The following is a 24,460-nucleotide window of genomic DNA, read 5'->3' on the forward strand; positions in this document are numbered from 1 at the left end:
GAGCCCATCGGGCTGAGTGTCAGGTCAGTCGGTGGGCTGTTTTATTGGGGGGTGACCTGTGGTCCGAGAAATGCTTGGGGCGGACGCGGCTTAATAGGGACTCGTTGGGTAGTTGAACACCGGCGCGTATGAAATCGATCGGGAACTAGGCGGGTGAAAGAGTCAGCATAGGATGATGCGGTGCAACTGGACGCGTCTGCATCGTATTAACGCCGCTGATAACGAATGGCGGCATTCGACTGCCATTCAACGCTTACGTCATGGGCGTCCTTGCGAAGCGGGCGCATCCCCTTCAATCGATTGTTGGGCGGCTGCTGGAATCGGAGGGCTAGGAACGAGCCCGTAGCGGGACATGACTGCCAACAACTTCTGGCGGTCTGGCGGCCCGCCGGTATTCACAACTCCCTGTACATCCAGAAAGTATTGCGCACCCAGGTCAGGGGTAAGGACGATGAGTGCCTTGGCAGTGGCTTGATGAGGGTTGCTGAACGCATGGACGGAGCCCTTGGGTGTGTGCATCCACTCGCCCGGTGCCAGATCCCTGACTACACCGTCAACGGAATAGCGGATGAGCCCCTCCAGGGCGTATACGCATTCTTCATTGTGGGTGTGACTATGTGGCGGCGGAACGTTTGCTCCCGAGGCGATAGTCAACTCGAAGACGCCCATACCCTTCGTGGCGGATCCGTCTATGAGATAGCGTATTGTCAGGCCACCAATTGTGATTGGCTCAAGAGTGGATGCGTCTGTGCTCATCGCGAATACTCCGAACAGGAAAGGTGTCATCTGCGGAGGCGCCGGGGCAACAATTCGGAGATGCCTGGCTACCAAACTTGGCGCGCACAGCCGACTCGATAGCGCATTCATACTGTCTGTAGCCTGGCGCACAAGAATGTGCGACTGCCCTCGGAAGAGACACCCCAACTCCGCTACGCCGTTACCGTTTTTATTCCGATATACACCGCCTCAGCGCCCTCCGCAACTAACGTGATAGAATCGTTGACTGATCAAACATTGATCCGTCCAAAAAATGTCTTCTAATCCGTCCACCCCGCATTCGGCGGGGCAGGTGTTGCCTTTTCGGCAGTCCATCGTGGCGATGCTGGGTCTGTGTTTCTGTACGATGCTGGTCGCGCTCGACCAGACCGTCGTCGGGACCGCGCTGCCGACCATCGTCGCTGAACTCAAGGGGTTCGAGTACTACGCGTGGGTTGCCACGTCGTATCTGCTCACCTCCGTCATCACCGTGCCGATCTTCGGCCGGCTCGGCGACTACTACGGGCGAAAGCCGTTTGTGATCGCCGCCATCGTCGTATTCACCGGGGCTTCCGTCCTGTGTGGTGCGGCGAACAGCATGCCGTTCCTCGTGATCGCGCGTGCGCTGCAAGGCATCGGCGGCGGCATGCTCGTCGGTACCGCCTTCGCCTGCATTCCTGAACTGTTCCCCGATCCGCACGTGCGCCTGCGCTGGCAAGTCATGCTCAGCTCAGCGTTCGGTATTGCCAACGCCATCGGCCCCTCGCTCGGTGGCTTTCTCACCGAAGCCTATGGCTGGCGCTCGGTGTTCTACGTGAACCTCCCCGTCGGCTTGCTCGGCCTATGGTTTGTCGCTCGCCATCTGCCCCATATGCGCGCCGACGACCACGGCAAGGCCAGTCTCGACTGGCTGGGCGCGCTGCTGATCGCCGCCGCACTCGGCAGCCTGCAAATGCTGGTCGAATGGTTGCCGGCAGACGGTCTCTCGCGTGGCGTGGTGTTTCTCTTCGTCGCGTTCGTCGTGACGTCGCTCGCGCTCTACTGGTGGGAGCAACGCACGTCGCATCCGATTATTCCGTTCGAAATGTTCCGTAACCCGAGTCTGGCGGCGCTCTTCGTGCTGGCGGTCTTTGGCGGCTTTTCGATGTTCGGTGTGCTGTTCTACGCGCCGTTGATGTTGCAAGGCGGCTTTGGTCTGTCGCCCCGCGAAACTGGCTTGTTGATTACGCCCATGGTGGTGTGTATCACCGTCGGCAGTATTGCCAATGGCCGGCTGATCACGCGTCTGCGTAATCCGAATGTGATGCTGTATGGCGGCTTTTTATTGCTCGCGGTTGCTTGTGCAGGCGTGATCACCACGCATCGCGGCACGCCGCATGGCCTCATCGCTTTCTATATGCTGCTCGCCGGTCTGGGTCTCGGCTTCGTGTTGCCGAACCTCACGGTGTTCGCGCAAGAAGTGGCGGGACGCGCGCACCTTGGCATTGCCACCGCGCTCATGCAGTCGCTGCGCATGATTGGCGGCATGCTCGGGACGGCAATCGTCGGTACGCTCGTGGGGCATAGCTACACCGCGCGCGTGAAGGAATCGCTTGTCGCTACCGGCGGCCAGCAATGGACGGCGCAACTCACCGATCCGCAGATTCTCGTCAACGCGCAAGCGCAGAGCGATTTTCTGGCCACGGTGGCCCATATGGGGCAGAACGGTGCGCTGCTGATCGAAGCATCGCGCACGGCGCTCGTCGGCGCCATTCACAACGGACAGATGCTGTCGCTCGCTGCGGCACTTGCCGGGCTGTGGTTTGTTCGCCGTGTGCCGCTCATTCGTCTGACGCGCGGCGCCAAGCCGACGCCGCCCGCCGGAGAGTAACCCCATGCCGACACCACTGAAACGCAACGTCATTCAGCAACTGAGTCTGACGTATCGCGCCATGATGACCGCGTTCGACGCCAAGGTCGGGCACCCGCTGCCACGCTGGCGAATCATTTTTGCGCTGGCCGAGCGCGGTACCTGTTCGCAGAAGTTTCTCGCTGAACACTGCCGCCTCGATCCCGCGCAACTCACGCGCCAACTGCAATCGATGGAAGCGCTGGGCTGGCTCACGCGCGTGACCGATCCCGATGACAACCGGCTCACCAATGTCACGCTCACCGATGATGGCCAGCGCGTGCATGATGAAGCCACGCCGCGCCGTCAGGCGTTCTTCGACGATGCGCTCGACGGCATGACCGCAGCCGACATCGCCGCGCTGGAAAGCGCATTGGTTCATCTCGAAGCGCGCTTCAAGTCGGTATCGTCGCGTGCGCGCGGCGGTGAGGACGCAGGTAAGGCTGTCGTCGAGAAGGGTAATGACACGACGCCGGAGGTTTCAACGCCACCGCGCAAGCGTGCGGCGAAAAAGTCGATAGTCACGTAATCAGTTCGCCAGTCAGCCGACAGTCAGCCCAACAGTCAGCCGACAGTCAGCCCAACAGTCAGCCCAACAGTCAGCCGACGGTCAGCCCAACAGTCAGCCCGACAGTCAGCCCGCCATTCGGTCAGCCCGTCAGCCTTGTGTGGCGATCGCACCCGCCTCAATGCAAGAAGCCGCCCTCGGGCGGCTTCTTTGCTTTCACCTGCGCGTTCGTCCGTCGATCAGAAGAACGTCTGCACGACTTCGACCACGTTGTAATCGCCATCGACGACTGGCAAGTGACGCCACTTGTCGAAGGTGAGGCACGGGTGCGAGATGTCGAACGCGATCATGTCGCCCACTTGGATGTCGTCGCCCGGTGCAATGCGCAGATAAGCGTGCTGATCCATCATGCCGGTGATTTCCCAATGCTCGGGCGTCGCGGCCGGGGCCTTGTCCTTGCCCGGACGGAAGCGTTGTGCCGGTTCCGGCATGCCCGCATCAAACGCCGCGTCGCGCTTGCCCAGTGCAATGATCGCGCGCTCGGCTTCCGGAATCGACTGCACGTACGCCCACAGTTGCAGCGCCGGTTGCAGTTGCGAGCGCATTTGCTTTGCGATCGGGTTGCGCGTGGCGATCTGCGCCTGCGCCGCTTTGTAGATGCCCACGTCGTGCGTGAGATAGCAGCCGGGACGAAGCACCACGTCGAGCGGCGCGCCCACGTCCTTGTTGGCGAACTCTTCCGCGACGATGTCGTACCACGCCGAACCCGCCCCAGAGAGCACCGCCGGTGTGCGCTCGATGCGACCCGCCGCGATCAGCTCGCGCGTGATGCCGACCGCACGTTGCAGGAACGCGCGAATATCGGCTTCCGTGGTGAGTACGCCCTCGTAGACTTCGACACCCGCAAGCTTCACGGCGTCTTTGTACTCGGTAAGGGCATCGAGCACCGCCTGCTGTTGCGTGGCATCGCGCACACCGGTACGGCCACCCGTCACGCCCAACTCGATCAGCACCTGAATCTGCTGCTTGCGGGCGCGGAAGAACTCACCCAGATGCGCGACCGCTGCGGCGGAATCCACCAGACAGAAAAACTCGAAATTCGGATCGGCGAGCAGGTCGGCAATCATCGTCATGTTGCGCTTGCCGACCAACTGGTTGGCCATCAACACGCGACGCACGCCATGGTGATACGCGGCATTGGTTTGCTGCGCAGTGGCCAGCGTGATGCCCCACGCGCCACCGTCCAACTGACGGCGGAACAGCTTCGGCGCCATCGTCGTTTTGCCGTGCGGCGCGAGCTTCACCCCGTATTCGTGGACGAAACGCTGCATCCACGCGAGGTTGTGGCGAATCTTGTCCTCGTAGAGCACCGCTGTCGGCAGGCTCAGGTCTTCGTTCAGCAAATTCCAGCCCAGTCCCGTCGTGGCCGACGGCGCCAAGGCGGCATCCAATGCGCCGAGCCCCTTGTTGAGGGTATCGATCATGCCATGTTGATAGTTTGTATCAGTCATTGAGAATTCTCCACGAAGAGCCCGCGGGCCATGCCTCGCCATTAGCAGAATGGCTCCTATAATAGCGTTGAATTACCAGCGTTTGACAATTTTGTTATAAAGTACCAAAAATTCGTCAACATCTGAAACCGGCGCCTGTCAGGGCCACACACCGACCCAATCCGCGACCCAATACATGACCGAGTCCTTCGATATCGTGACGCGCGTGGCAGAACGCAGCGACGCCCTGAGCCAAGCCGAGCGCAAGGTCGCGCAGGTGGTGCTCGAGGACGTGGCGGGCGCAGCTGCGTCATCGATCAACGTGCTCGCAGATCGGGCCGGCGTGAGCGAGGCGAGCGTCACGCGTTTTGCGAAGGCGATGGGCTGCCGCGACGTGCGCGACCTCAAACTTCGTCTGGCGCAGGCGGCGGTGGTCGGGCAGCGCTTCTTTGGCGCGAACGCCGCCAACGCACAGGACGGCTCGGGCGAGACGATCGATCGCATCGCGGACGATATTCAGACAACGCTACAGGTGCACCGCGCGCTCATCAAGCCGGACACCGTGCGGCGCGCTGCCGAACGCCTCGCGTCCGCCCGCATGGTCTACGCGTTCGGGATGGGCGGCGGTTCGTCGCTCATGGCCGACGAAGCCCGTTACCGGCTTGTGCGGCTCGGGCGCCCGATTGCCAGCTATCAGGACGCCGTGCTGGCGCGCATGGTGGCGGGCACGCTGAATCGCGAGGACGTGGTGCTGGCGTTTTCCGTCAGCGGCCACACGCCGGAGTTGCTGTCGGCCTGCGAGGTCGCTCGCGAATACGGCGCGCAGTTGATCGCGATCACGGCCACCGGCTCGCCGCTGGCGGCGCTCGCCGACGAAGTGCTGCCGATTCGCGCGCTGGAAACCGATTTCATTTTCAAACCGTCGTCGTCTCGCTACGCCATGTTGCTGGCCATGGATGTGCTCGCCACGGAGCTGGCGCTGCTGGCCAAGCCGCAGAGTCAGGCGCTGCTGCGGCGGATCAAGTACGTGCTCGACACGCATCGGGGCGGCGGTGATCGCCAGCCTCTGGGAGATTGATATGACTGATACCCCTGCAACCGCACAAACCGTGGACACGCTGATTACCAATGTGCGCGTGGCCGATGGCTCGGGCGCCACGATGTCCGATGCGCGCTTCGACGTGGCATTGCGCGATGGCCGCATTCATGCGATTGCGCCGACGGGCACGCTGTCGGACTGGCAAGCGGCACAACGCATCGACGGGGCCGGTCAGGTGCTGAGCCCCGGCTTCATCGACGTGCACACCCACGATGACACCAACGTCGTGCGCGCCCCGGAAATGACGCCCAAGCTGTCGCAAGGCGTCACGACGGTGGTCGTCGGCAATTGCGGCATCAGCGCGTCGCCGGTGTCGCTCAAGGGCGATCCGCCCGATCCGATGAACCTGCTTGGCGAGGCCGAGGCGTTCCAGTACCCGACGTTCGCCGCTTACGTCGAAGCACTCGAAAAGGCCCAGCCTGCCATCAACGTGGCAGCGCTCATCGGTCATACGGCGCTGCGCAGCAATCATATGGATCGGCTCGATCGTGGGGCCACCGAGGCGGAAATCGAAGGCATGCGCGCACAACTGCGCGAGGCGCTCGATCACGGCGCGCTGGGTCTCTCGACCGGTCTCGCTTACGCCAATGCCAACGCAGCGCCCACGGAAGAAGTGCTCGCGCTCGCCGAGCCGCTGGCGCAAGCCGGTGGTCTGTACGCGACACATCTGCGCACCGAATTCGCGCAAATTCTGGAAGCGCTCGATGAAGCGTTTCGCATCGGCCGCCATGCGCGCGTGCCGGTGGTCATCTCGCATCTAAAGTGCGCCGGTGTCGACAACTGGGGCCGCAGCGCAGAGATTCTCGACGCCGTGGACAAGGCGCAACGCTACCAGCCGGTCGGCTGCGATTGTTATCCATACACGGCCAGTTCGAGCACGCTCGATCTCAAGCAAGTGACCGACGACTTCGACATTCTCGTCACGTGGTCGCAACCGCATCCGGCGCAAGGCGGCAAGTTGCTGGCGACGATTGCCGCTGAATGGGGCGTCGATCTGATGGAAGCGGCCAAGCGGCTGCAACCGGCCGGTGCCGTCTATCACTGCATGGAAGAAGACGATGTGCGCCGGATTTTGCGTCACCCCGCGACCGTCGTGGGCTCGGACGGTTTGCCGAATGACCCGCTGCCGCACCCGCGTCTGTGGGGTGCATTCCCGCGCGTGCTCGGTCGTTATAGCCGCGAGCAGCAATTGTTCCCGCTCGCCGAGGCGGTGCACAAGATGACCGGCCTCTCGGCAGAGCGGTTCGGGCTGACGGGACGTGGCTTCGTGCGTGAAGGTTATTGGGCCGATCTGGTCTTGTTCGATCCGGAAACCGTGGGCGACGCGGCGACGTTTACCGACCCGATGCAGCCCGCGTTCGGTATTGCGGCGGTGTGGGTCAATGGCGTGTTGTCGTGGCAGGACCGCGCCCCGACGTCGGCGGCGCGCTCGGGCCGCTTCGTGCGGCGCGGCACGCCCCAACCGGTTTTGTAAATGCAGTTCAGGCAGTTTTGTCGAAAGGAGCGATGATGAGCATCAAACGATATGGCGTAGAAGGCGGGCAGGGCACGGGCGGCCAACGCATGCCCTTTGCACGAGCTACCGAAGCCGACGGCTTCCTGTTCGTCTCGGGACAGACCCCGATGAAAGACGGCGAAGTGATCGACGGCGGCATCGTCGCACAGTCGCATCAGGCGATTCAGAACATGATCGCGATCCTTACGGAAGCCGGCTACGGCACCGAGCACGTGATGCGTATCGGCGTGTGGCTCGATGACCCGCGCGACTTTGCCTCGTTCAACAAGGTGTTCAAGGAATACTTTGGCGATCATCCGCCGGCACGCGCCTGCGTGGTGTCGAGCATGGTCATCGACTGCAAGGTCGAAGTGGATTGCGTGGCCTACAAGAAGCCCGCCGCCTGACGAGAAGTCCAAGTACGCGACAAACGGCCGACCGATGTGTCGGCCGTTTGTTTTTCCGCGTCTGGATTCAGCAGACGTATCGGCAAGGACGGACACGTCGGTGACGGTTCCGCAAAGTCTGCGGTTCGGCTTCGATGGCGATACCGGATTCGCGCCTGCACGATGGCGTCTCTCATTTAGCGAGGAGGCGACTTGTGAGGACAGAATCGATTTCGATGGGGACGGTACCGCGCGTCGCTGTCGTGCAGTTGCGCCGCGGCGCAGATGGCGGCGACGGCGACGAATTGTTCAACATCGAGGGACTGACGCCGCCCGATGACATGCGCTCGTGCGGCCGGGCATCACGGCGTTCGATCAGCGAGCGCAGTCAATCGGCTTACGTGAATGGTTGGGTCGCCGTCGCGCTCACGGCACTCGGCACGGCGGGGGCGGCGGCTGCCAGCTATCTCGCGTTCTACGACGATGCGTTCAATACCGACCCGCCACCGACCGCGGCGGACAAGCACATACGTTACGCCGTAGGCGGGACGATGGGCGCGTTGTCGCTGGTGTTGGTGGCGTCAGGTCTGCGGCATGCCTGCCGATGCGTGACCGCATGCCGCGGCGAGCCGTCGAGACCGCTTGCATCGGGGCGACACAGCAGCCCGATAACCCATGACACGGAGGTGGGTGCCAGTGGACACATCTAATCGAATGGTTCGCCCCGGGCCGACGTCAAGGAGCATCGCGAGCCAGATCGAGATCGCGCTGGAGGCGATACGCGAGGGCGATTCGTCAGTGTCTGCGGTGCCTGACATGGCGCTTCCGCAGCCGGGCGAGTGGGATAGCGCACAGTGCGACGCCGTGTACCGATGCGGCTACGGCGCGTTCGAGCGTGGCGATTTTATTCACGCCGTCGAGTGCTTCGCACCGCTGCTGTCGGCGTGTCCGCTGGAACCCGACTATGCCGTTGCGCTCGGGCTGGCGCTTTGCCGCGCGGGCGAGGCCGAGGCGGCGTTGCCGCTGCTCATCGCGGCCGCCATGTTGGACGAGACGGCGCCCGGGCCGATGTATCGCGTCGGGGAATGTCTGCTACGGTTGCGATGCTGGGGGCCGGCGGTCCGCGCATTGAAAGAGACGCTCTTGCGTTGCGACGGACAGCCGAGACATGCGCCGGTGGCCAGCACCGCGCAAAAGCATCTTGCGGCGCTCGGGCTCCGGTGTTGATTCAGGCGTTAATGCAGGCGTTGATGCAGGGCCTGAATTACTGACGTGCGGTGCGGGCGTTATCCGGCATCGGCTGCGTGAAGTTGGTGCGGAACGGGTTGATGTCGAGCCCGCCGCGCCGCGTGTAACGCGCATACACGGCCAACTGCGTCGGCTTGCACTGCCGCATGATGTCCATGAAGATGCCTTCCACGCATTGCTCGTGAAAGCCAGTGTGCCGGCGATACGAGATCACGTACTTCAGCAGGCCTTCCTGATCGATCGGCGGGCCGTTGTAGCGAATCTGCAAGCTGCCCCAGTCGGGCTGTCCGGTCACCGGGCAGTTCGACTTAAGCAGATTCGAGACCAGCGTTTCTTCCACATGCGGCTCGCCTTGCGCCGCTTTGAGCAGGCTGGCATCCGGCGAGTAGATGTCGGTCTCGACGTCCAGACGGTCGACGAGCAGGCCGTCGAGTTCGTCCAGTTGGAGTTTGCCGAAGCCGCTCGGCTCGACCAGCTTCACCTGCACCGAGGCGCCCGCCGCTTCCGACAGATCCTGTTGAATCAACGCGCGCGCGGCGTCGGCATTCGCCAGCTTGGTCTGCGCGAACGATCCCAGATAGAGCTTGAACGACTTCGACTCGATGATGTTCGGCGAGTCGGCCGGCACGATGGCCGTGAGCAGCGCAATGTGCGGCTTGCCCTTGTCGCCGAGCCACGAGAGTTCGTAGCCGTTCCAGATGTCGGCGCCGAAGAACGGCAGGGCGTCTGGCACACCGATGGCGCCACGCGCCGGAGCGCGGGCAATCGGGAACAGCAGAGACGGGTCGTATTGCTCGGTGTAGCCAACTTCTTTACCGAGCGGAGATTGGTCAGGCGTTGTCATGGTTTGCTATGCCACTGATGACGTGGCCGGTCGGGGTGACCCGCGCGGCCGACTCGCAATGGCGTGTCTGATCGTCGAAAAAGAAATCGGGCTCGAACTCGCGCAGGAATGCGCCTTTGTCCAGCCCGCCCAAAAACATGGCCTCGTCGATGTTGATCTTCCAGTCCATCAACGTGCGGATGGCGCGCTCATGCGCAGGTGCCGAGCGTGCCGTCACAAGCGCCGTGCGGATTTTCACCGGTACTTCCTGTCCCGCCAGCACTTGCAAACGGTGCAGCGCGAGCAGCAGCGGTTTGAACGGCCCCGGCGGCAGCGGCGTGGCGGCGCGCTCGGTTTCGTGCTGCTGAAACGCATCGAGGCCGTTGCGCTGGAAGATCTGCTCGGCCTCGTCGGAGAAGAGCACCGCGTCGCCATCGAACGCGATGCGAATTTCGTCGGGATGCAGCTCCGCCTCTTTGGCCGAATCGGGGTACACGCGCGCGGCAGGAAAGCCCGCCATCAGTGCGCTGCGCACATCGTTTTCGTTGACCGAGAGGAAGAGGTGCGCCCCGAGCGCGTTGAGATAGCCGAACGGTTCGCGTCCGCGCGTAAATACGCCGCGCTCGATCTTCAACCCCTCTTGTTTGGCCGAGCGGAAGACGCGCAGACCGCTCACGGGATCATTACGCGAGAGCACCACGACTTCTACGCGATGCTCATCGCCCCGATTGAACGCGAGCAGTTTTTGCACCAGCGGAAAGGCCACGCCGATACGCGCAGGCACGTCGAGCCGGTCGAGCTGGTACTGCATGTACGACTGGTCGTCGCCGCTCGCCACGCCGGTCTCGTAGACGCGGTTCTCCTCCTCGAAGTCGAACAGCGCGCGCGAGGAGATCGCAACGACGAGCTTGTTTTCGAGCGTGATCGGCATGGCGGCGGACGGTTTCCTATGCGGTTTCGGATGAATAGATGATGCGACGGCTTACCCGAGGAACAGCTTGTACACGGGGTTGTTGCTTTCGTCCCAATAAGGATAGCCGAGCGTGGCGAGGAAGTCGCTGAACGCCGCCTTGTCCTCATCCGGCACCTGCATGCCCACGAGAATGTTGCTGTAGTCCGCGCCCTGATTCCGGTAGTGGAACAGGCTGATATTCCAGTTCGGGCTCATCGCCGAGAGGAATTTCATCAACGCGCCGGGACGCTCCGGGAATTCGAAGCGGAACAGCACTTCGTTGCTTGCCAGCGCGGAACGCCCGCCGACCATGTAACGGATGTGCTGCTTGGAGAGCTCGTCGTTGGACAGGTCGAGCGTGGGGAAACCATGACGCTCGAAACCGGCCTTGATGCGCGTGCCTTCGTCGCGGTTGTGCATCTGGATACCCACGAAGATGTGGGCGCTGGACGCTTCGCTAATTCGGTAGTTGAACTCGGTCACATTGCGGCTGCCCACCACTTCGGTGAAGCGCTTGAAGCTGCCGCGCGCCTCCGGGATGGTGACGGCAAACACGGCTTCGCGGGCTTCGCCGACTTCGGCGCGCTCGGCCACGAAGCGCAGGCGGTCGAAGTTCATGTTCGCGCCCGAGGTGATCGCCACGAGCGTTTCGCCCTTGAGCTTTTCGCGCTCGGCATACAGCTTGGCACCGGCCACCGACAGCGCGCCCGACGGTTCGAGCACGCTGCGGGTGTCCTGAAACACATCTTTGATGGCGGCGCAGAGCTGGTCGGTGTCGACGCGCACGACTTCGTCGAGATACTTCTGGCACAGACGGAAGGTTTCCGCGCCGACATACTTCACGGCGGTGCCGTCGGCGAAGAGACCCACGTCGTTGAGCAGCACGCGCTCGCCCGCATGGATCGACTGCGCCATCGCGTCGGAGTCGACCGATTGCACGCCGATCACCTTGATGTCCGGGCGCACCGCTTTGACATAGGCGGCCACGCCAGCGGCCAGACCGCCACCGCCGATCGGCACGAAGATGGCGTGCAGCGGGCCTTGATGCTGGCGCAGGATTTCCATGCCGATGGTGCCCTGGCCGGCGATCACTTCGGGGTCGTCGAACGGCGGCACGAAGGTCAGGCCGCGCTCTTCCTGCAAGGTCATGGCGTGTGCGTAGGCGTCGCTGTACGAGTCGCCGGCGAGCACGACTTCGACGTTGCGCCCGCCGTGGGTGCGCACGGCATCGATCTTCACTTGCGGCGTGGTCACCGGCATGACGATCACGGCCTTGCAGCCCAGACGTGCGGCGGAGTAGGCCACGCCCTGTGCGTGATTGCCCGCCGAGGCGGTCAGCACGCCGCGTTCGCGTTCGGCTTCACTGAGGCTCGCCATCTTGTTGTACGCGCCTCGAATCTTGAAGGAGAACACCGATTGGTTGTCTTCGCGCTTCAGGTAAATTCGATTGTGCAGCCGCATGGAGAGCGTGCGTGCCAATTCGAGTTCGCTTTCCTTGGCGACGTCGTAGACTTTTGCGGTGAGGATCTTCTTCAGATATTCGGGAGCTGCGTCGGACATGATTTAAGGCTTCTTCAGGTTAGGCACATCAGGAACAAAAGGACAATGATAGACCAGCACGTCCGCCGGGGCGGTCGCGCAAGGTCTCTCGGGAAAAAACGGGAAAGGGGAGTGCGCGCCCTAGCGAAGGTCGTCTGGGGTGTCGATGTCGCGCACGATTCCGGCGTCGTCGACATCGACGATCGTAATGTGCTCGCTAATCAACAACTCGCGCGCGCCGGTATCGCCTTCGAGGGCGACCAGGCGGGAGGTGTAAGCGGAACCGAAGGCGACCGGATGGCCGCGCTGTCCCTGATAACTCGGCGCGACAATGGCCTCGGGCGAAGTGAGCCCGTCGGCAATGGCGCGAATCGTATGGGGGGTGAGGTACGGCATGTCGGCCAGCGCAACCAGCCAGCCGTCGAGATGTTCGAGCCCGGGGGGCGGCGCTTCGTCCACGCAGGACTGAATGCCGGCGGCGAGCGTCGCGCCCATGCCGCGCTTGGTCGCGTGGCTCATGACGACTTCACAACCCGCCTGCAACAGCACGTTCTCCAACTCAGCCGAATCCGGTCGCACCACCGCGATCACGCGCGGCAATACCGCCAGCAGCGCGTGGGCGCTGGCGAGGGCAACGGGTCGGTTCAGGGGATCGCCGGGCAGCGGCGCGAGCAGCTTGTTCCGGCGCCCAGCCGCATCGAAGCGGGTACCGAGTCCGCCTGCCAGTAGAATGGCCACGGGCGGCGTCGAAGGTCGGGTCATGGGCATGCATTATGCGCCAGACTTTTTGTTTACGCCAAACGCGTGTACCGTCCCTTAGCTCGCGAGACACCGACCGGCCGGTCGGTTTTTTTGACTTCCCCTTTTTCCGCCGGAGTTGCATGGAGTCGTTCATTTCCTGGCTGCTGGGCGCGCTAGCGCTGCCCGGTGTCGGCCTGCCAGCCGTCTTCCTCATCGCGTTTTTGTCGGCGACGCTGCTGCCGATGGGCTCGGAGCCTGCGCTGTTCGGCTACGTGGCGCTCAATCCGCATATGTTCTGGCCCGCGATCGTGATCGCGAGCATCGGCAACACCGCCGGTGGCATGGTCGATTGGTGGATGGGGTTCGCCGCGCGGCGCGGCTATGTGCGGATCAAGGCGCGCCGGCGGGCGCATGCGCGTGCTGCGGCTGTGGCCGGTGGGGGATCGGTGAACGTCGAGGGGATTGCCGACACAGGCGCTGCCAAGCAGGGTGGCACCAAAGCGCCGATGAACGAGCGATATCACCGCTGGATGCGCCGCTTCGGACCGCCCCTGCTTCTGCTCTCGTGGCTGCCCGTGGTCGGTGACCCGCTTTGCACCCTCGCCGGATGGCTCCGTCTTTCATGGCGCGAATGCCTCGTCTACATCGCCATCGGCAAGACGCTGCGCTATCTCTTCATCACTTACCTGATGCTCAAGGTGCCCGAGTCGTTCTGGCAAGGTATCTTCGCGCCGTTCAAACATCTGCTGATTGGTTGAAGACGGGAGGGGGCCGGAGCTTCAATGCTCCAGCCCCCTCCGAGACGCGCTCGTTATGCCGTCGTCAGATCGAACGGCAATGCGCGCAGACGTTTGCCGGTCAGTGCGAAGACAGCATTGGCATATGCCGGGGCCAGCGGCGGCAAACCCGGTTCACCCATGCCCGTCGGCGCATCGCCTGAGCTTACGATGTGCACGCTGATCGCAGGCATGTCGGTCAGGCGCGCCACCGTGTACTGGTGGAAATTGCTCTGCTCGACTTCACCGTCTTTCAGGGTGATCGCGGCACCCGTCAACGTCGTGCCCAAGCCCATGAGGGCCGCGCCTTCCACCTGCGCCGCGACCGTCAGCGGATTGACCGCAAAATTGCAATGCACCGCCGCCGTCGCACTCACCAGACGCGGCGACCCGTTCTTCACCTCGGCCACCACGACGTACGCGACGACCGAGTCGAAGGACTCGTGCACGGCCACGCCCCACGCCTGACCCGCGGGTAGCTTGGTCTTGCCGTAGCCCGAACGTTCCACCGCCAACGCCAGTGCCGCACGGTGACGCGGATGCTTGTCGCCAATCAACGCGTAACGATAGTCGACCGGATCTTGTCCCGCGTTCTTCGCTAGCTCGTCGATCAACGTCTCCATCACGAACGCCGTGTGGGTGTTGCCGACCGAGCGCCACCACAGCACCGGCACGTTGGCCTTCGGGCTATGCAGCGACAGGCGCAGCGGCACCGCGTACGGCGTGCCCGCGACACCCTCCACACTGGTGCTGTCGACGCCGTTCTTCACCATCATCTTTTCGAACGGCGTGCCTTGCAGGATCGACTGCCCCACGATGGTGTGATTCCACGCCAGCACGTTGCCCTTCGCATCCAGACCGATCTCGGCGCGGTGCACATACATCGGGCGGTAGTAGCCGCCATGGATGTCGTCTTCGCGGCTCCAGATCACTTTGACCGGTTCGCGATGACCCGCGGTTCGCCACGCTTTGGCGACCTGCGCCGCTTCGACGCCATAGTCGGAAGTCGGCACTGCACGTCGTCCGAAACCACCGCCCGCCATCAGGGTGTGCAGCTTGACCTGCTCGGGCTTGAGGCCGAGCGTGGCCGCAATGGCCGCCTGATCGACGGTCTGGAATTGCGTGCCTGTCCAGACTTCCGCGCCCTTGTCGCTGAGCTGCACGGTGCAGTTCAGCGGCTCCATCGGTGCATGGGCGAGGTAGGGGAAGCTGTACTCGGCGACGAGTGTCTTCGGTGCGCCCTTGAGCTTCGAGACATCGGTGTCGATCGCTACAACGCCCGGGGTCTTGGCCAGTTCTTTGTACTTGGCAAGCTGCGAGGTCGTGTCGACATGTTCGACGCCGCTGGTGTCCCACGTCGCATTCAGGGCGTCGCGGCCGGTTTTGGCTTGCCAGTAGCCGTCGGCGATGACCGCCACTGCGGTGCCGCCCCGGTCGTCGGGGATTTCAAGCACGTCGCGCACGCCTTTGACGGCGCGTGCGGCTTTCGCATCGAATGTCTTCACCTTCGCGCCGAAGACCGGCGGGCGGGCGACGAGAGCGACCTTCAGGTTCGGCAACTTGAAATCCATGCCGTACATCGGCGTGCCGGTCGATTTGGCACGCGCGTCGAGCCGTCCGGTCGGTTTGCCGAGCAGGCGGAAGGCCGACGGGTCCTTGAGCTTGACGTCAGTCGGCACCGGCAAGGCCTGCGCCTTGGCGGCCAGACTGCCGAAGGTGGCGCGCTGGCCGTTGGGGCCGAGGACCACGCCATTTTCGGTGCGCAATTGCGCGGCCGGCACTTTCCACTGCTGCGCGGCGGCGGCGATTAGCATGGCGCGTGCCGACGCGCCGATGCGCCGGTATTGCAGCCACGAGTGCGCGACAGAGCCGGAGCCACCCGTCATCTGGATGCCGAACAACGGGTCTTTATAGACGTCGGCCGCCGGGGCCAACTCGCTGCGCACCTTCGACCAGTCGCAATCGAGCTCTTCGGCGACGAGCATGGGCAAGGCGGTTTGCACGCCCTGACCGAAGTCGAGGCGGTTGACCTGAATGGTGACGGTGTCGTCCGGCGCAATGCGCACGAACGCGGACGGCACGACGGGCGTGGCCGCCGGGCCTTCGGCATGGGCCACGCGTACCGCGCCCGGCCACGACATTTCAAGCATCAGGCCGCCCGCCGCAACGGCGGAGGTCTTCAGAAACGCACGACGGGACACACCGGTGTAGTCGCCTACGGTGGTGCCGGGACGTAAGTCAAAACGAAGCCCGTGGAAACGAAGTTCGCGCATGGTGATGTCTCCTCGCTTCAGGCCAACGACGCGGCTGCGTCCTTGATGGCGGCGCGGATGCGCGCATAGGTGCCACAGCGACAGATGTTGCCGGCCATGGCGGCGTCGATCTGGTCGTCGTTGGGCTGCTTGTTCTCGCGCAGGAGTGCCGCGGCGGACATGATCTGGCCGCTCTGGCAGTAGCCGCACTGGGGCACGTCGTGCTTGACCCAGGCGTCTTGCACCGCTTTGCCGACGGGGTCCGTGCCGACGGCTTCGATGGTCGTGACCTTTTTACCGGCCACAGCGGAGATGGGCGTAATGCAACTGCGAATCGGGGCGCCGTCGAGATGCACGGTGCAGGCGCCGCATAGCGCCATACCGCATCCGAACTTGGTGCCGGTCATCGAGAGCGCATCGCGCAGGGTCCATAACAGGGGAGTGGCAGGATCGACATCGACCTGCACGGGACGGCCGTTCAGTTGAAACGAGACCATGAGACACCTCTTGGCAGGTGAATGATTGGGGGATCGCGCCAACATACTCCTGTTCGGAGAAATTTTCAGCCCACGAATGCGTGTAAGTCGTTGTATTCAAACGGATATAGCGGTCCGTTTTAGCGGAATTCGTGTTTTGGCCGTCCCGCAGGCGCTTGGCCGCGAATTGGTTGGGGGGCCGACGTGTTGCGGTGCAATGAAGTACAATTCGGCCTACATTCCCCTACCAACACTTTCCCAAGCCGGAAGAAAGATCTGGGCATGCGCATCAACTGCCTCACCCCTCAGTGCTACTGCCCGATGACCGGACACGATTCGTCATCGGCGTCTTTGCACGGCAGTCGGCGATCTCGCTGATCGTCCTTGCCGGCCCCGCACACACCCGTCGCCAGCGGCCGGCAATTTCTAGCGCATACCCAATTTGACTTTCGGCGCGTCCCGCGAGACGAACGCCGACGGCGGATGCACCGCCGCATTGACGAGCCCGACAAGATGAACGCACCCTTGCCTGCCTTCGAGCCGCACGACGCAAAGCATGCCGTAGCCGCACAGCCCCCTCGACTGCGCGAAATCCCCTACAACTACACCTCGTTCTCGGACCGCGAGATCGTCATTCGCCTGCTGGGCGCCGACGCGTGGAATATCCTCGACGAACTTCGCGCGGAGCGCCGTACCGGCCGCTCGGCCCGGATGCTCTATGAAGTGCTCGGCGATATCTGGGTGGTACGCCGCAACCCGTACCTTCAGGACGATCTGCTCGACAACCCGAAGCGCCGCAAGCTGCTGATCGACGCGCTCAACCACCGTCTGAACGAAATCGACAAGCGTCGCCGTGCCGACGTGGCCGAACACGCCGACGCCACGGGGCGCGAACGTGCCGCCCGCGTGGAGCAACTGGAAGTGGCCGCGCGCCGCGCCGTTGCCGATTTCGCCGGTGAGTTCGAGAAGATGGCGGAACTGCGCCGCCGCGCGAAGAAGGTGCTGGGCCGCACGACGGCACACGACAACATCAAGTTCGACGGCCTGTCGCGCGTGTCGCACGTGACGGACGCGACCGACTGGCGCGTGGAATATCCGTTCGTGGTGCTCACGCCCGATACCGAAGCCGAAATGGCCTCGCTCGTGAAGGGCTGCTTCGAACTCGGGCTGACGGTGATTCCGCGCGGGGGTGGCACGGGCTACACGGGCGGGGCGATTCCGCTCACGCCGTTCTCGGCCGTCATCAATACCGAAAAGCTGGAACAACTCGACGAAGTCGAATACTCGGCGCTGCCGGGTGTCGACAAGCCGGTGCCGACGATCTTCTCGGGCGCCGGTGTGGTCACGCGCCGTGTGGCGGATGCCGCCGAGCGCGCCGGGCTGGTCTTCGCGGTCGACCCGACGTCGATCGACGCATCGTGCATCGGCGGCAACGTCGCCATGAACGCAGGTGGCAAGAAGGCCGTGCTGTGGGGCACCGCGCTCGATAACCTCGCGTGGTGGCGCATGGTCGACCCGCAGGGCAACTGGCTCGAAGTCACGCGCCTCGACCACAACCTCGGCAAGATTCACGATATTGCGGTCGCGCGCTTCGAACTGAAATGGTTCGACGGCAATCACGCGCCGGGTGCGGTGCTGCTCAAGACCGAATCGCTGGATATTGAAGGCAAGCGCTTCCGCAAGGAAGGTCTCGGCAAGGACGTGACGGACAAGTTCCTCGCCGGGCTGCCGGGTATTCAGAAGGAAGGCTGCGACGGCCTGATCACGAGCGCGCGCTGGATTCTCCACAAGATGCCGGCGCACACGCGCACGGTGTGTCTGGAGTTCTTCGGCCAAGCGAAGGAAGCGATTCCGAGCATCGTCGAAATCAAGGACTACATGTTTGCCCAGACGGCTGCGGGCGGCGCGATTCTCGCCGGTCTGGAGCATCTGGACGAACGCTATCTGCGCGCCGTGGGTTATGCCACGAAGTCGAAGCGCAACGCTTTCCCGAAGATGGTGCTGATCGGCGATATCGTCGGCGACGACGACACCGCCGTGGCGCAGGCCACCTCGGAAGTGATTCGCATGGCCAACGGCAAGAGCGGCGAAGGTTTTGTCGCCGTGTCGGCCGAAGCCCGCAAGAAGTTCTGGCTCGACCGTTCGCGCACCGCCGCCATCGCGCGCCACACCAACGCCTTCAAGATCAATGAAGACGTGGTGATTCCGCTGCCGCGCATGGGCGAGTACACGGACCACATCGAGCGCATCAACATCGAGTTGTCGCTCAAGAACAAGCTGCAACTGATCGACGCGCTCGAAAAGTTCTTCGAAGCCGGCAACCTGCCGCTGGGCAAGACCGACGACGCGAACGAGATTCCGTCGGCCGAACTGCTCGAAGACCGCGTGCAGACCGCCCTCACGCTGCTGCGCGACGTGCGCGCACGCTGGGTGTTCCTGCGCGATAACTTCGAGCTGTCGCTCAACGACGCGATTCCGCTGCTCAACCGCCACGGCATTCGCGACATGAATGTGGCGCTGAACGACCGGCTGAACAAGCATCCGGAAACGCGCCTGATCGACCTGCTGCAAGACCGCACGGTGCGCGTGTCGTGGAAGCAGGAAGTGCGCGCCGAACTGCGCCAGATTTTCACGGGCGGCGAGTTCAAGCAGATCCTCGACGAAGCGCAGGCGATCCACAAGCGCGTGCTGCACGGGCGTGTGTTCGTCGCGCTGCATATGCACGCGGGCGACGGTAACGTGCACACGAACATCCCGGTCAACTCGGATAACTACGAGATGCTCCAGGATGCGCACAAGGCCGTGGCGCGCATCATGCAAATTGCCCGTTCGCTCGATGGTGTGATCTCGGGCGAGCACGGCATCGGCATCACGAAGCTCGAATTCCTGACGGAAGAAGAGATCGGCGAATTCCGCGCTTACAAGCTGCGCGTCGATCCGGAAGGGCGCTTCAACAAGGGCAAGCTGCTCGACATGCCCGACCTGCCGGCCGATTTGCGCAATGCCTATACGCCCAGCTTCGGGCTGATGGGCTTTGAATCGCTGATCATGCAGCAGTCGGACATCGGCGCGATTGCCGACAGCGTGAAGGACTGCCTGCGCTGCGGCAAGTGCAAGCCGGTGTGCGCCACGCACGTGCCGCGCGCGAACCTGCTGTACAGCCCGCGCAACAAGATTCTCGCCACGTCGCTGCTGATCGAAGCCTTCCTGTACGAAGAGCAGACCCGCCGCGGTGTGTCGATCAAGCACTGGGACGAGTTCAACGACGTGGCCGACCACTGCACGGTCTGCCACAAGTGCGCGACGCCTTGCCCGGTGAAGATCGACTTCGGCGACGTGACGATGAACATGCGCAACCTGCTGCGCAAGATGGGCAAGAAGAAATTCAACCCGGGCGCGGCAGCAGGCATGTTCTTCCTGAACGCGACGAACCCGGAGACGATCAATATCACCCGCAAGGTGATGATCGACTGGGGCTACAAGGCGCAACGCTTCGGTGCGGACATCTTCAAGAAGCTGGCGAAGAAGCAGATGGCACACCCGCCGGCCACGGTCGGCAAGCCGCCGCTGCGCGAAGAGGTGATCCACTTCGTGAACAAGAAGATGCCGGGCAACCTGCCGAAGAAGACGGCGCGCGCGTTGCTCGATATCGAAGACAACAAGGTGGTGCCGATCATCCGCGACCCGAAGGGGACGTCGGTCGATTCGGAAGCGGTGTTCTACTTCCCGGGCTGCGGCTCGGAACGTTTGTTCTCGCAAGTCGGGCTCGCCACGCAAGCCATGCTCTGGCACGTGGGCGTGCAAACGGTGCTGCCGCCGGGGTATCTGTGCTGCGGTTACCCGCAACGCGGCTCGGGGCAGGGCGAGAAGGCCGAGAAGATCGTGACGGATAACCGCGTGCTGTTCCACCGGGTGGCCAACACGCTGAACTATCTCGATATCAAGACCGTGGTGGTGTCGTGCGGCACTTGCTACGATCAGCTCGCGGGTTATGAATTCGAGAAGATTTTCCCGGGCTGCCGCATCGTCGACATCCACGAATATCTGCTTGAGAAGGGCGTGAAGCTGGAGGGCGTGAACGGTACGCGCTACATGTATCACGACCCGTGCCACACGCCGATCAAGACGATGGACCCGGTCAAGCTCGTGAATCAGTTGATGGGCAGCGAGCACGACGGCTACAAGATCGAGAAGAACGATCGTTGCTGCGGCGAATCGGGTACGCTGGCGGTCACGCGCCCGGATATCTCGACGCAGATCCGCTTCCGCAAGGAAGAAGAGATGCGCAAGGGCGCGGCCAAGCTGCGCGCCGATGGCAAGGTGGAAGAGGTGAAGATCCTCACCAGCTGCCCGTCGTGCCTGCAAGGCCTGTCGCGCTATAACGAAGATGCCGACATCACTGCCGACTACATCGTCGTGGAAATCGCCAAGCACGTGCTCGGCGACCAGTGGATGGCGGACTACGTGAAGGATGCGAACAACGGCGGTATCGAGCGCGTTCTCGTCTGATGGCATTTTCGTGGACGCGGCCGATGCCTGACCGACGGACCATGGAGGTGGCATGGAAGTAGTTTTTACTGCGCTCATCCTGCTGTTCGTGGTGGCGCTCACGGGTGTGCTGGGCAGTTTCGTGCGGTTTCTCCCGATACCGCTGGTCCAGATCGCGGTGGGCGCCGCGCTCGCTTATCCGGGCGCGGGCGTCCACATCGATCTCGACCCCGAGATTTTCTTCCTGCTGTTCATCCCGCCGTTGCTCTTTGCCGACGGCTGGCGCATGCCCAAGCGCGAGTTCTGGCACCTGCGGGTGCCGATCATCGCGATGGCGCTGGGCCTCGTGATCTTCACGGTGCTCGGCGTGGGGTACTTCATTCACTGGATGATTCCGTCGATTCCGCTGGCCGTGGCTTTTGCCCTCGGCGGCGTGCTCTCGCCTACGGATGCGGTAGCGGTATCTGCGCTCACCGGGCGCATGCGCATGCCGACGCGGCTCATGCACGTGCTCGAAGGCGAGGCGATGATGAACGACGCGTCGGGTCTGGTCGTGTTCAAGTTCGCCCTCGTGGCGGCGACCACCGGCATCTTCTCTATCGGCAACGCCACGTTCTCGTTCTTCGTTATTGCACTCGGCGGGTTGCTCGCTGGCTGGGCGGTGACGTGGCTCTTCACGCAGTTTCACCGCCGCGTGATGGACGCCTCGACCGAAGAACCCGCGACGGTCGTGCTGTTGCTGCTGCTCATGCCGTTCGCCGCCTATCTGCTGGCGGAACACTTCGGCTTCTCGGGCATTCTCGCGGCGGTGGCTGCCGGCATGACGGTGAGTTCGACCGATCTGCTCAACACCCGCACGGTCACCCGCATTCTCGGCAACGGCGTCTGGTCGATGCTGGAATTCGTCTTCAATGGCGCCGTGTTTGTACTGCTCGGGCTGCAACTGCCTGATATCGTGCGCGCGGCGCTGGGGCCGAACGAGCACCTGTGGGGCACGCTCACGAAGCTGGGCGAACTGATGTTCTACGTCGGCGCGATCTCGGCGGTGCTGATCGTGCTGCGGTTCTGCTGGGTGTGGGTGGCGTGGCGCGTGATGTACTTCATGGGCATGCGGCGCGGGGAAATTACCCTCAAGCCCGGTATCCGTTTTACGGGTGTGACGGCGCTCTCGGGCGTGCGCGGCGCGGTGACGCTGGCCGGTGCGCTCTCGGTGCCGCTGGCGCTGCCCGGTGGCGCGCCGTTTCCCGGGCGCGATTTGCTGATTTTTCTGGCGGCCGGTGTGATTCTGCTGTCATTGGTGGGCGGGAGTCTCGGCCTGCCGATTCTGCTGCGCGGCGTGCGCTGGCCAGCCGAAGACCCGCGTAATCGTGAAATGGGCGAGGCCCGTGTGGCGGCGTCCGAAGCAGCGATTCGCGCCGTGGAGTCGTTGCAGAAAGTGATCGCGAAGTCAGGTGACGAACTCGATACCGCCGTGTGCGCCGAAGCGGCGGCCCGCGTGATGGGGCGTTATCGTCGCACGCTCAACGCTTCGACAGCGACTGATGAGACGCGAGAGCGGGCGGTACGTGAGGTGGAAGTCGAGCGCCGGCTGCGCGCGGCGGCGCTTCAGGCAGAACGCGTGGAGTTGTCGCGGCTGCGCATCACGCATCGCATCAATGACGAGACGCTGCGCGAAATGCTGAGCGAAATCGATTTTGCCGAACTCGCGCTAGGGTCAGTGGACCCGGCCACGGGCAAGCGCACGAAACGCAGAAAGCACTGACGGGTGCTGGGATCAAGGGAGAGGATCATGGATTGTCCGTTTTGCGCAGGTGACGGCGGCGACGTCGTGTGGCGTGACCCGGTGCTGCGGGTGGTGCTGGCGAACGAAGCCGGTTATCCGGGCTTCGCGCGTGTAGTGTGGGGCGCGCACGTGGCCGAGATGAGCGATTTGCCCGAGGCGGCACGCGAACACGTCATGCGGGCGGTGTTTGCCGTCGAGACGGCGCAGCGCACGGTGATGTCGCCGCACAAGGTCAATGTGGCGAGTCTGGGCAATATGGTGCCGCACGTGCACTGGCATGTGATTCCCCGGTATCAGGACGATATCCACTTCCCGGGCTCGGTCTGGAGCGCGCCGCAGCGCGAGGTGGCACCGGCGGTGCTCGCAGAGCGGGCCGCATGGCTGCCGGCGTTGCGCGAAGCGATCGTGGCAGAATTGAGCCGCATGCCGGTTTGGCCGGCGTCCGCCTGAGCGCGTGGCCGCCAATCCCCCGAGCAGCTATACTTCCGGCCGGTGTGCGCGGCACATCGACTGAATTTCTGGAGTGACACACATGGCAGGGCTGGAGAAAGACACGCCGATTCCTGTTTCCCTCACGCTGCATCGCGTCTCGCGTGTGCTCGAGCTGGGATATGAAGACGGCAAACACTACCGGCTGCCGTTCGAACTTCTGCGCGTGCTCTCGCCGTCGGCGGAAGTGCGCGGCCACGGCCCGGGGCAGGAAACGCTCCAGACCGGCAAGCGCGAGGTTGAATTGAACGGCCTTGAGCCGATCGGCAACTACGCGGTGCGCCCCGTCTTCTCGGACGGCCATGACACCGGCATCTATTCTTGGGACTTCCTCTACGAGCTGTGCGTGCGTCAGGACGCGCTGTGGCAGGAGTATCTCGACAAGCTGGCAGCCGCAGGCGTCGATCGCGACACGCCAATGCCGTCGCCCGCCAGCGGCCACGGCTGCCACCACCACTGATGCACCGGCGGCGCCGCGCGCGCCGCTTTCATGAATTGGGAGATTGCGATGGGTGAACAGACCCACTTCGGTTACGAGACCGTCGACGAGAAGGAAAAGGCCGGCAAAGTCGCCGAAGTGTTCCATTCGGTAGCGAGCAAGTACGACGTCATGAACGACCTGATGTCGGGCGGCCTGCACCGCATCTGGAAAGCGTTCACCATTGGCCGCGCCGCCGTGCGCCCCGGTTTCAAGGTGCTCGACATTGCGGGCGGCACGGGCGATCTGTCGAAGGCGTTTGCCCGTCAGGCCGGTCCGACCGGCGAAGTCTGGCTCACCGACATCAACGAATCGATGCTGCGCGTGGGCCGCGATCGCCTGCTGGACGCTGGCATCGTTACGCCTGCGCTGCTGTGCGACGCCGAGAAGCTGCCGTTCCCGTCGAACTATTTCGATGTGGTGACCGTAGCGTTCGGACTGCGCAACATGACGCACAAGGACGCCGCACTGGCGGAAATGCGCCGCGTGATCAAGCCGGGCGGCAAGGTCATGGTGCTGGAGTTCTCGAAGGTGTGGCAGCCGCTTGAGAAGGCGTACGACACGTACTCCTTCAAAGTGCTGCCGTGGCTGGGCTCGCGCATTGCGGGCGACGCGGAAAGCTACCGCTATCTGGCCGAGTCGATTCGCATGCACCCGGATCAGGAGACGCTGAAGTCGATGATGGAAGACGTCGGTCTGGAGCGGGTGGAGTACCACAACCTCACCGCCGGCGTGGTTGCACTGCACATCGGCCGCAAGTTCTGATGCCCTGAGCGGATGCGCCAAGAATAAG

General features: G+C 63.3%; 21 protein-coding genes. 13 read left to right on the forward strand and 8 right to left on the reverse strand.

All coding sequences use genetic code 11. The features are described from left to right. Positions 1-258: 258 nt before the first annotated feature. Entirely contained in the window at positions 259-756 is a 498-nt protein-coding gene (locus tag AT302_RS04460) for a cupin domain-containing protein (RefSeq protein WP_058377395.1), read from the reverse strand. Between the two features lie 274 nt (positions 757-1,030). Here AT302_RS04460 and AT302_RS04465 point away from each other — a divergent pair, with 274 nt between their 5' ends. After that, on the forward strand, positions 1,031-2,626 hold the full coding sequence (locus AT302_RS04465; RefSeq protein ID WP_058377396.1) for an MDR family MFS transporter: 1,596 nt from the start codon (positions 1,031-1,033) through the stop codon (positions 2,624-2,626). A gap of 4 nt (positions 2,627-2,630) precedes the next feature. Further along, positions 2,631-3,173: a MarR family winged helix-turn-helix transcriptional regulator gene (locus AT302_RS04470; RefSeq protein WP_064675033.1), complete on the forward strand. Its 543-nt coding sequence runs from the start codon at positions 2,631-2,633 to the stop codon at positions 3,171-3,173. A 218-nt stretch (positions 3,174-3,391) separates the two neighbouring features. On the opposite strand, the gene AT302_RS04475 is transcribed toward AT302_RS04470, so the two are convergent. Then, positions 3,392-4,663: an amino acid deaminase gene (locus AT302_RS04475; RefSeq protein ID WP_058377397.1), complete on the reverse strand. Its 1,272-nt coding sequence runs from the start codon at positions 4,661-4,663 to the stop codon at positions 3,392-3,394. A 175-nt stretch (positions 4,664-4,838) separates the two neighbouring features. Between AT302_RS04475 and AT302_RS04480 the strand changes: the two genes are divergently transcribed. From AT302_RS04480 to AT302_RS04500, 5 genes are all read left to right on the forward strand, one after another. Next, entirely contained in the window at positions 4,839-5,720 is an 882-nt protein-coding gene (locus tag AT302_RS04480; RefSeq protein ID WP_058377398.1) for a MurR/RpiR family transcriptional regulator, read from the forward strand. 1 nt (position 5,721) lies between these two features. Beyond that, positions 5,722-7,215 (forward strand): N-acyl-D-amino-acid deacylase family protein, encoded by a 1,494-nt coding sequence (locus AT302_RS04485; protein WP_058377399.1) that lies wholly within the window; start codon positions 5,722-5,724, stop codon positions 7,213-7,215. A 41-nt stretch (positions 7,216-7,256) separates the two neighbouring features. Then, the gene (locus tag AT302_RS04490; protein ID WP_044457733.1) at positions 7,257-7,643 is read left to right on the forward strand and encodes a RidA family protein; all 387 of its coding nucleotides are present in this window, start codon (positions 7,257-7,259) and stop codon (positions 7,641-7,643) included. A 194-nt stretch (positions 7,644-7,837) separates the two neighbouring features. Continuing rightward, positions 7,838-8,332 (forward strand): hypothetical protein, encoded by a 495-nt coding sequence (locus AT302_RS04495; protein ID WP_157125681.1) that lies wholly within the window; start codon positions 7,838-7,840, stop codon positions 8,330-8,332. A 106-nt stretch (positions 8,333-8,438) separates the two neighbouring features. After that, on the forward strand, positions 8,439-8,849 hold the full coding sequence (locus tag AT302_RS04500; RefSeq protein WP_058377401.1) for a hypothetical protein: 411 nt from the start codon (positions 8,439-8,441) through the stop codon (positions 8,847-8,849). A 37-nt stretch (positions 8,850-8,886) separates the two neighbouring features. Here AT302_RS04500 and queF read toward each other — a convergent pair whose 3' ends face one another. The 4 genes from queF to AT302_RS04520 all read right to left on the reverse strand — a co-directional run bounded on the left by queF (position 8,887) and on the right by AT302_RS04520 (position 12,946). Then, positions 8,887-9,714, reverse strand: coding sequence for an NADPH-dependent 7-cyano-7-deazaguanine reductase QueF (queF, locus tag AT302_RS04505; protein WP_058377402.1), 828 nt, complete (start codon positions 9,712-9,714; stop codon positions 8,887-8,889). Continuing rightward, complete coding sequence (locus AT302_RS04510) at positions 9,701-10,624, reverse strand: 5'-nucleotidase (RefSeq protein WP_058377403.1); 924 nt, start codon at positions 10,622-10,624, stop codon at positions 9,701-9,703. Before AT302_RS04510 ends, queF begins: the two co-directional genes overlap by 14 nt. A 51-nt stretch (positions 10,625-10,675) precedes the next feature. Continuing rightward, entirely contained in the window at positions 10,676-12,205 is a 1,530-nt protein-coding gene (gene ilvA, locus AT302_RS04515) for a threonine ammonia-lyase, biosynthetic (protein ID WP_058377404.1), read from the reverse strand. A gap of 120 nt (positions 12,206-12,325) precedes the next feature. Next, positions 12,326-12,946, reverse strand: a complete 621-nt coding sequence (locus tag AT302_RS04520; protein ID WP_058377405.1) for a nucleotidyltransferase family protein — start codon at positions 12,944-12,946, stop codon at positions 12,326-12,328. A 119-nt stretch (positions 12,947-13,065) separates the two neighbouring features. On the opposite strand from AT302_RS04520, the gene AT302_RS04525 reads away from it, so the two are divergent. Next, positions 13,066-13,683, forward strand: a complete 618-nt coding sequence (locus tag AT302_RS04525) for a YqaA family protein (RefSeq protein WP_058377406.1) — start codon at positions 13,066-13,068, stop codon at positions 13,681-13,683. Between the two features lie 53 nt (positions 13,684-13,736). Here the strand turns inward: AT302_RS04525 and AT302_RS04530 are convergent, their stop codons facing one another. Further along, entirely contained in the window at positions 13,737-15,851 is a 2,115-nt protein-coding gene (locus tag AT302_RS04530) for a xanthine dehydrogenase family protein molybdopterin-binding subunit (RefSeq protein WP_237172157.1), read from the reverse strand. Between the two features lie 140 nt (positions 15,852-15,991). Then, positions 15,992-16,450 (reverse strand): (2Fe-2S)-binding protein, encoded by a 459-nt coding sequence (locus AT302_RS04535; RefSeq protein WP_058377407.1) that lies wholly within the window; start codon positions 16,448-16,450, stop codon positions 15,992-15,994. 492 nt (positions 16,451-16,942) lie between these two features. On the opposite strand from AT302_RS04535, the gene AT302_RS04540 reads away from it, so the two are divergent. From AT302_RS04540 to ubiE, 5 genes are all read left to right on the forward strand, one after another. Next, the gene (locus AT302_RS04540; protein ID WP_058380099.1) at positions 16,943-20,938 is read left to right on the forward strand and encodes a DUF3683 domain-containing protein; all 3,996 of its coding nucleotides are present in this window, start codon (positions 16,943-16,945) and stop codon (positions 20,936-20,938) included. Positions 20,939-20,990: 52 nt separating this feature from the next. Further along, complete coding sequence (locus AT302_RS04545) at positions 20,991-22,679, forward strand: Na+/H+ antiporter (protein WP_058377408.1); 1,689 nt, start codon at positions 20,991-20,993, stop codon at positions 22,677-22,679. A 27-nt stretch (positions 22,680-22,706) separates the two neighbouring features. Then, positions 22,707-23,150: an HIT family protein gene (locus AT302_RS04550; RefSeq protein ID WP_058377409.1), complete on the forward strand. Its 444-nt coding sequence runs from the start codon at positions 22,707-22,709 to the stop codon at positions 23,148-23,150. An 82-nt stretch (positions 23,151-23,232) separates the two neighbouring features. Further along, positions 23,233-23,649: a gamma-butyrobetaine hydroxylase-like domain-containing protein gene (locus tag AT302_RS04555; RefSeq protein ID WP_058377410.1), complete on the forward strand. Its 417-nt coding sequence runs from the start codon at positions 23,233-23,235 to the stop codon at positions 23,647-23,649. Positions 23,650-23,697: 48 nt separating this feature from the next. After that, positions 23,698-24,432 (forward strand): bifunctional demethylmenaquinone methyltransferase/2-methoxy-6-polyprenyl-1,4-benzoquinol methylase UbiE, encoded by a 735-nt coding sequence (gene ubiE, locus AT302_RS04560; protein ID WP_058377411.1) that lies wholly within the window; start codon positions 23,698-23,700, stop codon positions 24,430-24,432. Positions 24,433-24,460: the final 28 nt, after the last annotated feature.

Source organism: Pandoraea norimbergensis (assembly GCF_001465545.3).
Taxonomy (GTDB): domain Bacteria; phylum Pseudomonadota; class Gammaproteobacteria; order Burkholderiales; family Burkholderiaceae; genus Pandoraea; species Pandoraea norimbergensis.

Coding starts and splice junctions, on each gene's coding strand:
- queF (WP_058377402.1), bottom strand. CDS start 9,714: ATGACAACGCCTGACCAATCTCCGCTCGGTAAAGAAGTTGGCTACACC.
- AT302_RS04545 (WP_058377408.1), top strand. CDS start 20,991: ATGGAAGTAGTTTTTACTGCGCTCATCCTGCTGTTCGTGGTGGCGCTC.
- AT302_RS04460 (WP_058377395.1), bottom strand. CDS start 756: ATGAGCACAGACGCATCCACTCTTGAGCCAATCACAATTGGTGGCCTG.
- AT302_RS04520 (WP_058377405.1), bottom strand. CDS start 12,946: ATGACCCGACCTTCGACGCCGCCCGTGGCCATTCTACTGGCAGGCGGA.
- AT302_RS04535 (WP_058377407.1), bottom strand. CDS start 16,450: ATGGTCTCGTTTCAACTGAACGGCCGTCCCGTGCAGGTCGATGTCGAT.
- AT302_RS04485 (WP_058377399.1), top strand. CDS start 5,722: ATGACTGATACCCCTGCAACCGCACAAACCGTGGACACGCTGATTACC.
- AT302_RS04510 (WP_058377403.1), bottom strand. CDS start 10,624: ATGCCGATCACGCTCGAAAACAAGCTCGTCGTTGCGATCTCCTCGCGC.
- AT302_RS04470 (WP_064675033.1), top strand. CDS start 2,631: ATGCCGACACCACTGAAACGCAACGTCATTCAGCAACTGAGTCTGACG.
- AT302_RS04550 (WP_058377409.1), top strand. CDS start 22,707: ATGGATTGTCCGTTTTGCGCAGGTGACGGCGGCGACGTCGTGTGGCGT.
- AT302_RS04525 (WP_058377406.1), top strand. CDS start 13,066: ATGGAGTCGTTCATTTCCTGGCTGCTGGGCGCGCTAGCGCTGCCCGGT.
- AT302_RS04555 (WP_058377410.1), top strand. CDS start 23,233: ATGGCAGGGCTGGAGAAAGACACGCCGATTCCTGTTTCCCTCACGCTG.
- ubiE (WP_058377411.1), top strand. CDS start 23,698: ATGGGTGAACAGACCCACTTCGGTTACGAGACCGTCGACGAGAAGGAA.
- AT302_RS04530 (WP_237172157.1), bottom strand. CDS start 15,851: ATGCTTGAAATGTCGTGGCCGGGCGCGGTACGCGTGGCCCATGCCGAA.
- AT302_RS04475 (WP_058377397.1), bottom strand. CDS start 4,663: ATGACTGATACAAACTATCAACATGGCATGATCGATACCCTCAACAAG.
- AT302_RS04465 (WP_058377396.1), top strand. CDS start 1,031: ATGTCTTCTAATCCGTCCACCCCGCATTCGGCGGGGCAGGTGTTGCCT.
- AT302_RS04480 (WP_058377398.1), top strand. CDS start 4,839: ATGACCGAGTCCTTCGATATCGTGACGCGCGTGGCAGAACGCAGCGAC.
- AT302_RS04540 (WP_058380099.1), top strand. CDS start 16,943: ATGAACGCACCCTTGCCTGCCTTCGAGCCGCACGACGCAAAGCATGCC.
- ilvA (WP_058377404.1), bottom strand. CDS start 12,205: ATGTCCGACGCAGCTCCCGAATATCTGAAGAAGATCCTCACCGCAAAA.
- AT302_RS04500 (WP_058377401.1), top strand. CDS start 8,439: ATGGCGCTTCCGCAGCCGGGCGAGTGGGATAGCGCACAGTGCGACGCC.